This is a genomic window from Lentibacillus sp. (assembly GCF_035301675.1).
Lineage (GTDB): Bacteria > Bacillota > Bacilli > Bacillales > Amphibacillaceae > Lentibacillus.
In genome coordinates this window covers 1-14,040 of record NZ_DATGTT010000013.1, presented here as the reverse complement: position 1 = coordinate 14,040, position 14,040 = coordinate 1, and the positions used below count along the sequence as shown (strand labels likewise).

At 40.9% G+C, this 14,040-nt stretch carries 15 protein-coding genes; 7 read left to right on the top strand and 8 right to left on the bottom strand.

Annotation, left to right across the window (positions count from 1 at the left end):
- The first annotated feature begins 16 nt into the window (after nt 1–16).
- From VK097_RS02385 to clpP, 7 genes are all read left to right on the top strand, one after another.
- Entirely contained in the window at nt 17–1,663 is a 1,647-nt protein-coding gene (locus VK097_RS02385) for an ABC transporter substrate-binding protein (RefSeq protein WP_324210197.1), read from the top strand.
- A gap of 106 nt (nt 1,664–1,769) precedes the next feature.
- A complete protein-coding gene (locus tag VK097_RS02380; protein WP_324210196.1) occupies nt 1,770–2,774 on the top strand; it encodes an ABC transporter permease in 1,005 nt (334 codons plus the stop codon).
- A 47-nt stretch (nt 2,775–2,821) separates the two neighbouring features.
- The gene (gene nikC / locus VK097_RS02375; protein WP_414672144.1) at nt 2,822–3,733 is read left to right on the top strand and encodes a nickel transporter permease; all 912 of its coding nucleotides are present in this window, start codon (nt 2,822–2,824) and stop codon (nt 3,731–3,733) included.
- A 72-nt stretch (nt 3,734–3,805) separates the two neighbouring features.
- Complete coding sequence (locus tag VK097_RS02370) at nt 3,806–4,399, top strand: DUF6305 family protein (protein ID WP_324210195.1); 594 nt, start codon at nt 3,806–3,808, stop codon at nt 4,397–4,399.
- A gap of 14 nt (nt 4,400–4,413) precedes the next feature.
- A complete protein-coding gene (locus tag VK097_RS02365) occupies nt 4,414–5,802 on the top strand; it encodes a HAMP domain-containing sensor histidine kinase (RefSeq protein WP_324210194.1) in 1,389 nt (462 codons plus the stop codon).
- Nucleotides 5,777–6,388, top strand: coding sequence for a response regulator (locus VK097_RS02360; protein WP_324210193.1), 612 nt, complete (start codon nt 5,777–5,779; stop codon nt 6,386–6,388). Before VK097_RS02365 ends, VK097_RS02360 begins: the two co-directional genes overlap by 26 nt.
- Nucleotides 6,389–6,541: 153 nt before the next feature.
- The gene (gene clpP / locus VK097_RS02355) at nt 6,542–7,135 is read left to right on the top strand and encodes an ATP-dependent Clp endopeptidase proteolytic subunit ClpP (RefSeq protein ID WP_324210192.1); all 594 of its coding nucleotides are present in this window, start codon (nt 6,542–6,544) and stop codon (nt 7,133–7,135) included.
- Nucleotides 7,136–7,280: 145 nt separating this feature from the next.
- On the opposite strand, the gene VK097_RS02350 is transcribed toward clpP, so the two are convergent.
- The 8 genes from VK097_RS02350 to VK097_RS02315 form a co-directional block, all read right to left on the bottom strand.
- Nucleotides 7,281–7,532: an HPr family phosphocarrier protein gene (locus VK097_RS02350; RefSeq protein WP_324210191.1), complete on the bottom strand. Its 252-nt coding sequence runs from the start codon at nt 7,530–7,532 to the stop codon at nt 7,281–7,283.
- A 70-nt stretch (nt 7,533–7,602) separates the two neighbouring features.
- Nucleotides 7,603–7,755: a hypothetical protein gene (locus tag VK097_RS02345; protein ID WP_324210190.1), complete on the bottom strand. Its 153-nt coding sequence runs from the start codon at nt 7,753–7,755 to the stop codon at nt 7,603–7,605.
- A gap of 105 nt (nt 7,756–7,860) precedes the next feature.
- Complete coding sequence (gene whiA, locus VK097_RS02340) at nt 7,861–8,814, bottom strand: DNA-binding protein WhiA (RefSeq protein WP_324210189.1); 954 nt, start codon at nt 8,812–8,814, stop codon at nt 7,861–7,863.
- A gap of 35 nt (nt 8,815–8,849) precedes the next feature.
- Entirely contained in the window at nt 8,850–9,815 is a 966-nt protein-coding gene (locus VK097_RS02335; protein ID WP_324210188.1) for a gluconeogenesis factor YvcK family protein, read from the bottom strand.
- Between the two features lies 1 nt (nt 9,816).
- The gene (rapZ, locus tag VK097_RS02330) at nt 9,817–10,701 is read right to left on the bottom strand and encodes an RNase adapter RapZ (protein WP_324210187.1); all 885 of its coding nucleotides are present in this window, start codon (nt 10,699–10,701) and stop codon (nt 9,817–9,819) included.
- A gap of 16 nt (nt 10,702–10,717) precedes the next feature.
- Complete coding sequence (locus VK097_RS02325; protein ID WP_324210186.1) at nt 10,718–11,182, bottom strand: 8-oxo-dGTP diphosphatase; 465 nt, start codon at nt 11,180–11,182, stop codon at nt 10,718–10,720.
- Between the two features lie 486 nt (nt 11,183–11,668).
- Nucleotides 11,669–12,622: a thioredoxin-disulfide reductase gene (gene trxB / locus VK097_RS02320; protein WP_324210185.1), complete on the bottom strand. Its 954-nt coding sequence runs from the start codon at nt 12,620–12,622 to the stop codon at nt 11,669–11,671.
- Nucleotides 12,623–12,701: 79 nt separating this feature from the next.
- Entirely contained in the window at nt 12,702–13,736 is a 1,035-nt protein-coding gene (locus VK097_RS02315; RefSeq protein WP_324210184.1) for a tetratricopeptide repeat protein, read from the bottom strand.
- Nucleotides 13,737–14,040: the final 304 nt, after the last annotated feature.

The following is a 14,040-nucleotide window of genomic DNA, read 5'->3' as shown; positions in this document are numbered from 1 at the left end:
CAAAGGGGGACTTGACTTGAAGAAGCGCCATTACGTGTTATTGTTTACATTATTTTTTGCTGTTGTATTTATTATGGCCGCTTGTACAGACGATGCAGGCACCGGTTCAACCGGCGATAGTCAATCTGAAGATTCATCCGGTGATGAGGGTTCGGATGAAGCCGAAGCACAAGACGGTAAAAAGACCCTTGTCTTCGGGCGCGGTAATGATTCCCTTCAACTTGATCCATCAAAAGTTACTGATGGTGAGTCCATCTATGTCACCAATCAAATTTTCGATCCTTTAGTCAGATACAAAACGGATAGTACTGAAGTGAAACCGGCACTGGCAACCGAATGGAATGTCAGTGATGATGGTTTAGTTTGGACATTTACACTAAGGGATGATGTTAAGTTCCATGATGGTACTGATTTCAATGCAGAGGATGTCGTTTATAATTTTGAGCGCTGGACTACCTCTGGTGATTTTTCTTACTATGCATACATGTTTGGGTCTACTGATGAAGATATGGGAGGTATTATCGAAAATGTAGAAGCAACTGGTGACTACGAGGTTCAGTTCACATTATCAGAACCGAACGCCCCATTCCTGCAGACATTAGCGATGCCGCCATTCGGAATTGCAAGTCCTGAGGCTATCGAAAAACACGGTGAAGATTTTTTTAAAAACCCCGTTGGCACCGGACCGTTTGTATTTGAAGAATGGATTCCGGATGACAAAATTACACTTTCTAAAAACGAAGACTATTTTGGAGAAGTTGCTAAAATAGACGAAGTGATTTTCCGGACAATCCCTGATAATGGAGCAAGATTTCTTGAACTGCAGGCTGGGTCAATTGACCTGATGAAAGGTTTGAATCCACAGGATATTCAAACTGCGGAAGATGATGAAAATCTTCAGGTCATCCGTAGACCATCTATGAACGTCAGTTATATGGCTTTTAATACTAGTAAAGAAGGGCCAATGTCCGAAAAGCTGGTCCGTCAGGCTATTAATTTAGCTATTGACAAAGAGGAGCTAATGAGTCTGTATGATGGAATCGGAAAACCGGCTAAAAATCCACTTCCTCCATCTTTATGGGGGTATAACGATAATATTGAAGATTATGGATATGATGTGGAAGAAGCTAAAAAACTACTCGCAGAAGCGGGGTATGCAGATGGTTTTGATATCAACCTGCACACATTTGCCAATCCGAGACCTTATATGCCGCAACCAAAAATAACTGCTCAAGCTATACAGGAAATGTTAAAAGAAGTAAATATCAACGTCGAGGTTGTTGTTAACGACTGGGACACTCATACGTCCGGTGAAGATACAAGCTACGACATGAAATTTCTTGGGTGGACCGGTGACAATGGTGACCCGGACAATTTCCTTTATGTCCTGCTGGATAAAGATAACGCGAATGCTTCAGCAGGCAACGTTGCCATGTATAAGAGTGATGAAGTTCACGACTTATTAAAAGCGGCCCAAACGGAAATGGACCAGGAAAAACGTATTGAATATTATATGGAAGCACAAGAAATTATTCACGAGGATGCACCTTGGTTTCCAATTGCCCATACAACACCGCCAATCGCTGCGAGCAAAAACGTAAAAGATTATGTACCACATCCGACTGGTACTGAACCATTTAATTTGTTGGATCTCAAAAAATAACAGACATTCCAATAATAAAAATCTTAATTTTCCAACTGGAATAAATACTCCAGATTGCCAATCCTGGCTTCTGGAGTTAATTCCAGATTAATGGAGGAATTCCAAAATGCTAAAATATATTTTTAAGAGAATACTATTGACCATCCCTGTGCTCATTGGCGTCTCAATTTTAACTTTTTCCCTGATACATTTAATCCCGGGAGATCCAGCTAAAAGTATGCTTGGAACCAAAGCAACCGAAACCCAGCTTGAACTGTTGCGTGAAGAATTGGGATTGAATGACCCTTACATTGTTCAATATGGAAATTTCATCGGAAAAATAGTTCAAGGTGATTTAGGAGAATCGATCCAATCAAACGAATCGATTGCGTACGAATTATTACAAAAATTACCTGCAACGATTGAGCTGACGATTTTTGCCATGATTTTAGCGATAGCTGTGGGAATAACTGCCGGGGTCATTGCAGCGGTCAAGCAATATTCCTGGTTTGATAATATCAGTATGACAGGAGCTTTATTCGGTGTTTCGATGCCGATTTTTTGGCTTGGACTCATGATGATTTTGCTTTTTTCTGTTCAGCTCCAGCTGTTGCCGCCATCCGGCAGATTATCATCAAGTATAGAGCTCGAAACGATAACAAATTTTTATTTGCTTGACAGTATTTTAACGTGGAATTGGGCTGCATTTAAAGATTCATTCTTTCACTTGCTAATGCCGGGTATAGCACTTGGAACTATCCCGATGGCAATCATTGCTCGTATGACGCGTTCAAGCATGCTTGAAGTGATGCATCAGGATTATATCCAAACTGCTGATGCAAAAGGGTTAAAAAAACGGATCATCATTTTCCGGCATGCATTAAAGAATGCCTTTCTTCCCGTTTTGACGGTTATTGGACTTCAATTTGGCTTTTTGCTTGGAGGGGCTGTATTGACAGAATCGATATTCTCCTGGCCCGGAGTAGGACGGTACGTTTATTTATCGGTTCTCGGTCGTGATTATCCGGTAGTTCAAAGCACGATACTTGTTATAGCCATTATATTTGTTTTCGTTAATTTGATAACTGACCTTCTATATAAATACTTCGATCCCAGAATTCGTTATGAGTAGTTCGAAAAATTAATAGTTCCTATTATCAAACGAAAGGATGTTCACCTTTGTCACTTCAGCCAAATCCTATAACAAATCCGGATTTATCGGAAACAAAAGATGCCAAAACCGCCAAACCAAGAAATTTGTGGGTGGAATCACTGCTTCACTTATTAAAAAGCAAAACATCGTTAATCGGATTTTGTATTATTTTCATTCTGATCGTTACTGCTATATTCGCTCCTTTAATTGCAACACATAGTCCTACAGAACAATCAATTCTTAATCAATACCAGAAACCATCTTCAGAACATTGGCTGGGGACAGACGCCCTTGGCCGTGATATTTTCAGCAGAATAATTTATGGTACGCGGATATCTATTCAAATTGGCGTCATTGCAGTTGGAATTTCCATGATAATTGGTGTTTTATTAGGGGCGGTTGCCGGTTATTTTGGAAGATGGGTTGATCAGATTATCATGCGTTTTATCGATATTCTATTAGCATTCCCCAGTATCTTGCTGGCTATTGCATTAGTTGCCGTACTTGGTCCGAGTCTAAGAAACGCAATGATAGCGGTTGGAATCATCGGCATTCCTCAGTTCGCGCGGATCATCCGTTCAGCTGTTTTATCTGTAAAAGAAACAGAGTATATCGAAGCTGCAAGGGCTATCGGTGCCAAGCACGGAAGAACGCTCATGCAACATGTGCTGCCTAACTGCACCGCTCCTATTATCGTTCAGGCGACACTCAGTGTCGGCACCGCTATATTGGACGCTGCCGGACTGAGCTTTCTTGGACTCGGAGCACAACCTCCTACTCCAGAATGGGGAGCCATGTTAAGTGATGGGCGTGCGGCATTGCAAAACGCGCCATGGGTTATAACCTTTCCGGGTTTAGCTATATTTTTTGTTGTTATTGGATTCAACCTCTTTGGTGATGGCTTGCGTGATGCTTTGGATCCTAAAATGAAGGAGTAATTGAAAAATTGTGAATAAAGTATATAATAGGTAAAGCAGATGCTTTGCCTTTTTTATATTGGAGAGATTCAGATGATCAAAAAATTTATTCCCGTCATAATTTGTTTTTCCATTGCTATTCTATTTTCAGTTAAATCACTTGGAACATCACAGTCTACGTACATCAACATGTATCCAAATCTCCCTGCTCCGATTGCGGATGAGAAGGTATTGATTACATCAGCCGGACAGGCTGCCGAAAGCAGTGTTCTGCTAAGTATAGCCGAGAATCTTAACCTTGAAGCAGACTACCGGCCAAGAGCCCTCGGTACAGATCTTTATGACTATAACAGTGTTGTCATTATGCTCGGATTCAGCACCAATGGTTTATCACAAACCGGACGTTCTTTTCCGGAAGAATTGAGCAGAATGACAGAATTAATTGCCGAGGCTCAGGCGACCGAGTTGCCTATCATTTTGGTGAATATCTCCGGCAGGTATCGAAACAACACACGAACTTGGAAGCTGTTTGAACAAATCGCCCCATCTGCCGATTACTTTATTGGATTACATAATATGAAAAACGAAGCAGACTATGTCAGCTTAATCCGTAAACACTCCATCCCGGTAACACTTGTGAGCAAATTAGAAGACCTGCAAACCCCCTTTAATTCTGTATTCCGGTGAGAAAGGCTGATTCAATGGTCAACGTAAGAGAATATCTGATATTTGGATGTATTGGCTTTTTATTGGCAGTCTATGGATTTCTGCTGCCGATTCTTTATGATAACTGGTCTATTTTCATTAACGACAATATTTATAACAGTATAATTCAGAGCGATAGTGGTTTGCTCTTAATTACAACATTTGTATATATTGCCAAATACCTTTTAACATTTTTCTTCATTTATTTCGGCTCGGCGATTTTAGCAAATACACTTACAAAACAAACGGACTCGGTGATGTTTTCAATTAGTCTTCTAACAATTCTTTTTTCATTTTTGTTATTCTACAATTTGTTCTATCAGGAACATTTTTCATACACCGGACACTTTTTTGCAGCTGGGATTATTATTTTGCTTCAATTATACATCCCCAAACAAAAGCATTATTACATTATCTTCTCCATCATATTATTTTTAGTTTTGCTGGCGATTCAATGGCTGTATCTAATCCCGGCGTTTACGGCATTTGGCTTTGGGACAAATGATCTGGCTGCGAGCATTAAAATGGCGGATCAGTTTTTAACCGGAAATAGTCTATTGAATACGATTTCATCCATATTCTTTATTGTTTTTCTTACGATCGCCATTATTTTTACAATTTTGATCCATCTTCTGAACAGACAACTCGATACCTTGAAGAAATATCATTTACAGGAGCAAGAGTTGAAAGAAACCCGGACGGCACTTACGGAATCAAAAGTTTACGAAGAAATCAGTATGCTGGTACATGACCTGAAAACTCCCCTTGTTACCGTTGAAGGCCTTGTATCTTTAATTGGTATGAAATTGCAATCTGAAAACGGAACACTACGAACTTATTTTGCACGAGTGGACAATTCACTTAAAAAGATAAATGATATGATTTCCGAAATACTTTATGAAAATAATAAACAAGAACTGACAGTCAAAGAATTAATCGAATATGTAACGAGCCATCTTAACATTGATAATCAGCTTATAAAATTGAAAATCGATATTGACGAAAATCTGCCGCCTATTCATGTTAATAAGATCCGTTTTTCACGTGCCATATCAAATATTTTAGAAAATGCCATCAGTTCATTTGCCGAAAAAAAAGGATTTATCCATATCAATGTCAAAAAGATAGATGAGGGGATTTTGTTTTGCGTCGAGGATAACGGTCCGGGGATAAAGACGGAGCATCTAAAGGATATTTGGCAGCCTGGCTTCAGTACAAAGGATTCATCCGGTATCGGTCTTTCGTTTGTTAAACGCGTCATCGAAAATCACCAGGGAAATATAACTGTAAACAGTGTTCCTGGCAAATATACACAAATGAATATTACGCTACCAATACAGGAAGCAGGTGAAAGAACGAATGAGTATCACCATATTAATCGTTGATGATAATGAGGATATCCGTTTCACGTTGAAGGAGATATGTGATTATGCCGGATGGAACAGCATCGAAATATCTACGGGAAAAGCTGCGGTTGAACAAAGTGAAAGCGTCATCCCGGATCTAATTTTACTTGACTACCACATGCCTGATTGGGATGGGCTTAAAACAACAAAAGAACTTCGAAAGCGAAACAACCGGGCACCAATTATCATTTTGACGGTAGATGGACGGCAGGAAATTGCCGACGTCTTTCTGCGGGCTGGAGCTAATGACTTTGCTCTAAAACCGATCAAGGCACCGGATTTGATTTCAAGGATTCGGATAAACTTAAAGATTGCTAAATTAACCGGAAATAATGAGGATGTATTTGTTGAAAAAGGAATCAGCTATTCAACTCTAAGGTCAATTAAAGACTCCTTATTAAGACAGTCTGAACCATCATCAATTCAGGAATTACAAGAAGAACTGCCGATATCATATCAGACTGTTCACCGCTACTTAAACTATTTGGAAGGTAAAGGAGAAGTTGAGATCATCTCACAATATGGTAAACAGGGGCGTCCCAAAAATAAGTATAAACTTTTGTAGCACAAGGTTTATTTTTCCGTCTGGAGGGAACGATGTTTAAAGGGTTTTTCATTATTATGCAATGATTTTTGTTTGACCTTTTTTGACCTATTAGTTATGATAAAGATATCCACTAAGTGGAAGAATTCGAACTGAAAGAAGGAGGAACAATACATGAATTTAATACCGACAGTCATTGAACAGACTAATCGTGGAGAACGCGCATATGATATTTATTCACGCTTACTGAAAGACAGAATTATTATGCTTGGAAGTGGAGTCGACGATAACGTAGCCAACTCAATTGTTGCACAACTGCTTTTCCTGGAAGCGGAAGATCCGGACAAGGATATTTCATTGTATATTAACTCGCCGGGCGGCAGTATTACAGCCGGAATGGCTATTTATGACACAATGCAGTTCATTAAATCAGACGTTTCAACTATCTGCACCGGCATGGCAGCTTCAATGGGTGCATTTCTGCTGGCAGCCGGTGAAAAAGGCAAACGCTATGCCCTGCCAAACAGTGAGGTTATGATTCACCAGCCATTGGGCGGCACACAAGGTCAGGCATCGGATATTGAAATTCATGCACGCCGCATTATTGAAATGCGCGAAAAAATGAACCGAATCCTTTCCGAGCGTACTGGTCAACCAATGGAAGTTGTGGAACGGGACACTGATCGTGACAACTTCATGTCAGCGGAAAAATCAGTAGAATACGGTCTGATTGACAAGATTCTGGAAAGAAATTCAGACAAGAAGTAAATATTAATTACACACAAAAGGCTGCATCGAATATGGTGCAGCCTTTTTAATAGCTTTGGATAAATTGATATTCTGAAGAAATCATATCCAGACATTGCAATATAAGTGTTTACGGTAAACAAGAGCTATCCCTCTGATAGAACTTCTATTTCGAAACAAATTCGATTAAATCATTAAGGGCTATTTCCTCATCTTCACCGTCTGCAATCATTTTGATTGTCTCACCAGGTAAAACGGCCAGACTCATCAAACCCATAATACTTTTGGCATTCACCCGCTTTCCGTCTTTCTCAAGAAACAAATGCGCCGAATAACGGTTTGCTTCCTGAACAAACTGTGCTGCCGGCCGTGACTGTAATCCCGTCTCAAGCTTAACTTCTACCGATTTCTCAACCAAAAATCTCATCCTCCCGTATCAGCCTTTACTGAAACCGTTTTCAAAATATTTGTGAAAACAGCAGCAGGTTTTAGATGTCTGCTGCTATTGGACGCTGTTTTGCTGAAAAATGCTGTTTCATAACGGTAAAAGCAGCGATTTTTGCGAAAACAGCTATAAGAGGTTGTTCAAAAAGTCCGGTAAAAATAGCACATCGAATTTCTTCGTTGGCCTGTTTCTCCACTTCGAACTTCTCGGTCCTTGCTATCGTCCTTTTTGAACACGTACTATAATGCAATTGTCATTTTAATATGAATAGTATATCATACAAAAGGAAAAAAATGAATGATTATTCACTTTGCGGGATTAATCCGTCTTCATGCAGTTTTTCGGCGAACTCGTCTATCTTTTTCAATCGATGATTTATACCGGACTTGGAAATTTTTCCGCCCGAAACCAGCTCACCCAATTCTTTCAGCGAGATATCCTGATGCTGTACACGCAATGCGGCAACTTCACGCAATTTTTCGGGCAATGCCTCCAAACCGACCGTTTCTTCAATCAGTTTGATGTTTTCAATCTGGCGAAATGCAGCACCAATCGTTTTGTTCAAGTTGGCTGTTTCACAATTGACAAGCCGGTTGACTGAATTGCGCATATCCCGGACAATCCTGACATCCTCAAACTTGAAGACAGCATTATGCGCCCCAATAATACTTAGAAAATCGGTTATTTTTTCGGCCTCCTTCAAGTAGGTGATATATCCTGTTTTACGTTCCAGGTTTCTCGCCCTGAGATCAAATTCGTTCAGCAGTTCACACAAGGAATCATTGTGTGGCTGATATGAATTGAAAATCTCCAAATGATATGATGATGTCTCAGGATTGTTGATTGAACCGCCTGCCAGAAAAGCACCTCTTAAATACGACCGTTTACAGCAATCTTTAGCGTAATATTGCTCGGGTATCGTTTTTATGAAGGTACTCGTATTCCGGACTATACCTAAATCAGCAAGTAAATCCTGTACATCCTCTTTTATCCGGACAATGTACACATTATTTTTTTTCAGTTTCATTTTCTTCCTGACAAGCAATTCAATTGAAAAATCATACTGTGATTTAATTAATGTGTATATACGGCGGGCGATTGCGGCGTTTTCCGTCTGGACATCCAGCGTATATTTATTTCCGGACACACTGACAACACCATTCATCCGGATCAGCGCTGCCAATTCAGCATAATTACAGCAAGAATCCAATTCAATACCTGTCAATTCTTTTTTTATTTCCGATGCAAATGACACTTCTAACACCTCCCTGTCCAGCCGTCAGATGCAGTCTATACCGCTTGATCGATCAGCGAATAGAGCAGTTTCGCTATTTTTTTGGTATCATGACGCAATGTCGTTTGTGATGAATCGATGATATCACCTTCGATAATCTGCAGACCCATTTCAAGTAATCGCTCTGTATCGTAAATAACCGGTGCCGCTTTTTCTTCTGCATATACCTGTCGGACGTGTTTACTGATTGGTTCGTTATGTACGACAACCGAATCAATACAATTTCCGCCGATGTGGCTGCGGATTGCCTGCACGTGATCTGCAGCGGTATACCCCGTTGTCTCCCCGGCTTGAGTCATCACATTACAGACATAGACCACGTTGGCGTTTGTATTGCTTAAAGCCACATCAATTTGAGGGATAATCATATTAGGCAATATACTTGTATATAGACTCCCGGGTGCAACCACAACCAAATCTGCATTTTTAATCGCATTAACGGCATCCGGAAGCGGCTGTACCGGCTGCGGGCTTAAATAAACTTTTTCGATTCTTTTGTTTGCAAGCGGAATATTGGATTCACCTGACACAATTGTGCCGTCTTCCATCTCCGCATGCAGGGACATGCTGTCATTCGATATGGGATAAATTTCGCCTTTGACGTTCAGTACACGGGAAATTTCCTGTATACCGGTAAAAAAGGTTCCGGTAACCGATGTCATAGCAGCAAGTAGCAGGTTTCCCATTGAATGACCGGACAGACCGTTGCCCATTGTAAACCGGTGTTGGAATAATTCCAGCAGCATCGGCTCGGCATCCGACAGGGCTGCAATCACATTTCGTATATCCCCCGGCGCCGGAATCGCCATTTCATTTCTCAGTCGGCCTGTGCTGCCGCCGTCATCTGCTACTGTCACCAGTGCGGTCAGGTCAATCGGCAAATCTTTCAGTCCCCGTAAGAGCACAGGCATACCGGTACCCCCGCCAATGACTACAACGCTCGGTTGTTTCCTGCTGTCCATATTAATGACCCTTTCTTTTATCAATATCGCGATGGCTGACATGTGTAATATATTGCGTTGAAAGCTGTTTTGCGAAATATTCAGCAATAGCTACCGATCGGTGCTGGCCGCCGGTACATCCAATTCCTATAACCAGCTGTGATTTGCCTTCTTTTTTATATTGAGGCAGCATGAACTGCAATAAGTCAAGTACTTTTTCATTAAACTTTTGTGTGTCAGACCATTTGAAAACATATGACGAGACTTCTGAATTAAGGCCGGTCAGCGGCTGCATATGCGATACATAATGTGGATTCGGCAAAAAACGGACATCAAACAGCAGATCGGCATCTATTGGGATGCCGTATTTATATCCGAACGACACCATTTGGACTGAAAAGATATCCTGCTGATCTTCCGTATAAGCTTTCAGGATTTTTTCTCTTAATTCCCTCGGCTTCAAATTAGTCGTATCAATAATCCGCTGCGCTCTTCCTCTTAGTTCATCAAGGATTTTTCGCTCCTGACGAATGCCGTTCAGCGGGAGCCCTTCCGCAGCCAACGGATGTGTACGCCTTGTTTCTTTATACCTTGTAACCAATGCTTCATCTTTGGCATCAAGGAAGAGGATGTGTTCATTAAGCCAGTCTTCCTCGCCTAATAGATCCAGCGCTTCAAATAACGAATCAAAGAATTCCCTTCCGCGTAAATCCATTACCAGCGCCACATTTTTAATATTGTTGTGTGAATCCTTCATAAGCTCCAAAAATTTTGGCAGTAATGCAGGCGGCAAGTTATCGACACAGTAATAGCCAAGATCTTCAAAACTTTGAACGGCGCCTGTTTTGCCTGCCCCTGACATTCCGGTAATAATTACCAGTTTTGTTTCCTGTTCATTGTTTGGCACGATACATTTCTCCTCTTCAGGGACTTGATGGGTCCAGACGATAATTAATCAGATCATAGTCTTCGGTATATGAAAATGATCCGTATAGCGTTCTATCGGAAGCCAGTACGTGCTCGAAAATTTTCCTGTCTCCCTCTGCCATTGGCAAAGCGTTTATAGCATCATATGTGACCCATTCCAGTTCGCCTTCCCGGCAGTAACTGGCTAATGTTCCGGTAAATGAACGGCAGAAGAATGTGAACATCATCCATTCCTGCACGATTGTTTTCCCGTTGTAAATCAGGAATGTAAAAACACCGCCCAGCGCCGGATCAATCAGTTCCAACTCTGTTTCTTCCCGATATTCACGCACCGCAGACTCTTTAATCGTTTCTCCTTGTTCCATCTTGCCGCCGGGCATTGCGTACCAGCCCCGGCGCGGCTTTTTCAGCAATAATACTTTATCTTCATTTAATAATATGCAATTGGTTACGCGCTGCATTCATGCTTCACTTCTTTCTCTTTGGCTGTTTTATGGAGTATAAATGCAGCCGAAACTGATTTACTGCAGAAATATATGTCATCTGCGGGTTGATGGCAATAATCTTATCTGAAACAGCATTCCCTTAAAGGGCGTGTTCAAAAAGGAGGATAAAAAGGGCTAACGAAGAAATATGAAGTGCCATTTTACCGTATTTTTGAACAACCTTTTAAAAAACAATCACTCTGCTTCTATTATACACTGAATGCAATACTGCCAACAACCATTCAGATTGACGGTTGTTCGACATTAATGGACAAGCATCGTCCAGAAATTCTTTCCAAAGCCAAAAAAAATGCAGGTGAATAGATCACCTGCAAAAAACTAATTTATTATTAAAAGGGGGTCAATTAGTTAATTATATTATACCCCATAAATGTTTCATGCATGTTACAGCAGATTTAAGAAGTAATGACTTTTTTGAAGCAGAATTTTACATGATTCGTCTCAGGAGTTCGCCGCTTTCATTTCCTCATGAAGATCCTCAATATATTTTTGAGCTGTTTCAGCAGCAATACTGCCATCTCCAGTCGCTGTCACAATTTGTCGCAATGATTTTTCACGAATATCTCCCGCTGCAAAAATGCCCGGAATTGACGTTTCCATATTTTCGTTTGTTGGAATATAGCCTTCATCGTTTGTTATACCAAGTGATTTGAATGGTTCGTTCAGTGGCAGCATGCCGATATAGATAAACACACCATCAATCGGGTATTCGTACTCCTCGCCTGTTTTATTGTTATATAACGAAACTGCGCTCACTTTGCCATCGGGACCATTGATGGTTCTCGCTTCAGTATTCCAGATAAAATCAACTTTATCATTATCAAAAGCGCGATCCTGCAGTATTTTCTGTGCACGCAGTTTATCACGGCGATGAACAATCGTGACTTTATCGGCAAAACGTGTCAGATACATGCCTTCTTCAACGGCAGAGTCCCCGCCGCCGACAACAATAAGGTTTTTCTCTTTAAAGAAAGCACCATCACATACGGCGCAATACGAAACGCCTCGTCCGCCCAGCTCTTCTTCACCTGGTACGCCAAGTTTCTTGTACTGGGCACCGGTGGTGATAATCAGCACACGTGTATTATATTGTTTTTTTCCGGCAAATACTGTTTTATAGTCGCCATGATCCTCTACACTCTGAATGTCACCATAGGCATATTCAGCGCCAAACTTTTTTGCATGTTCAAACATTTTATTGGATAAATCCGGACCTGAAATGTATTCATAACCAGGATAGTTTTCTACATCTTCAGTATTGGCTACCTGACCGCCCGGAATACCACGTTCAATCATCAAAGTATCAAGATTTGCGCGGGATGCATAGACCGCCGCAGTCATGCCAGCAGGGCCTGCACCAGCAATAATAACATCATACATACGTTCTTCGGCCATGTAATCAGCCCTTTCCTCACTATTATCTTCAAACCATGTTTATCGTAATAAATGTCCCTGAAATAGTCTAACTTTATGCTCAGAGTTCTTTAGACTGCCGTCGCTTCACTTTCCAGGGCCCTTCTTCATTTGCAAGAGACGGATGGTTTTTGCATCCTTCTTCCCACAATGCAAGAGCTTTGGAAGGTCTGCCAAGTTTATAAGCCGCAATGCTGTACCATTTATAATAGGCTAAGTGATTTTTCACCTGTTGTTTGGCAAGGTTGCAAAACCGGCCATACGCCTGCTCATAATCACCTGTCGCCGCCAGTGTCACAGCTATACGCAATTTCTGTTGTTCATGAATCGGGTATACATTTAGTAATGCCTTGATGTACCTTTTATATTCCTTTATCCATCCTGTTTCATGATAAAACATTGCCAGGTTAATGTGACTGCGTAAAGGCAAAGTATCAGGCTGCTCTTCCAACAAATCCAGCTCCATACTGATTGCTTCTTCAGTAGACCCGGAAAAAAATAAGGCATATGTATAATCGTGCTTAATCGCTTTATGTTCCGGAAATAATGCCATCATTTCTTCAAGCAGCTTGATCGCATTCCCCCATTCCTTGCATTGCAAATGACGGAATGCCGCTTCCTGATAGACGATCAGTTCGTCTTCTTCCTCAAATTCCCACTCAGCACCATCTTCTTTATCACTATGCATTAAATTCAGTAAATGTTCTGCATCTTCGCAGAAATCACCATTTTTCTGCTTATCCAGATATATTTCAGCATATTTTTTAGCGTCATTCAGCAAACCCAAGTGCGCATAATTGTTTGCAAGCAAATAATAACAGTCGGTGTATTGACCGGCTGTATACTGCAGCACTTCATGCAGCAATTGATTTGCAGCATGATAAGCACCAATCTCAGTATAAACAATCGACATCTGACATTGGTACAACGGATTTTCCGGGGCCGCCTCAATTGCCTTGCGCAGCCATTTTATGGCAATATCATATTTATGTTTATCAAACGCTTCGGCACCTTTCGAAAAATAAAAATCACCATCGGGAATATAGGGGATAATATTCTCCTTTTTTCCTTGCGCGTTATTGTTTGTTTGCAGCATACAGCCATCCCCCTCATTGTCGAATCTCATCGAACAAAGTATATCACAATTACTGGGAGAATTATACATGTAATATTAAAATTAAATTACTTGGATGATCACCTTTGATTTGGTGGTAAAAGCCTTTACTGTTATAAGGCAACCGGAGCGGGGCTGATGTTTTGGTTTTCGGGCTGATGTTTTGGTTTTCGGGCTGATGTTTTGATTTTCGGGCTGATGTTTTGATTTTCGGGCTGATGTTTTGATTTTCGGGCTGATGTTTTGATTTTCGGGCTGATGTTTTGATTTTCGGGCTGATGTTTTG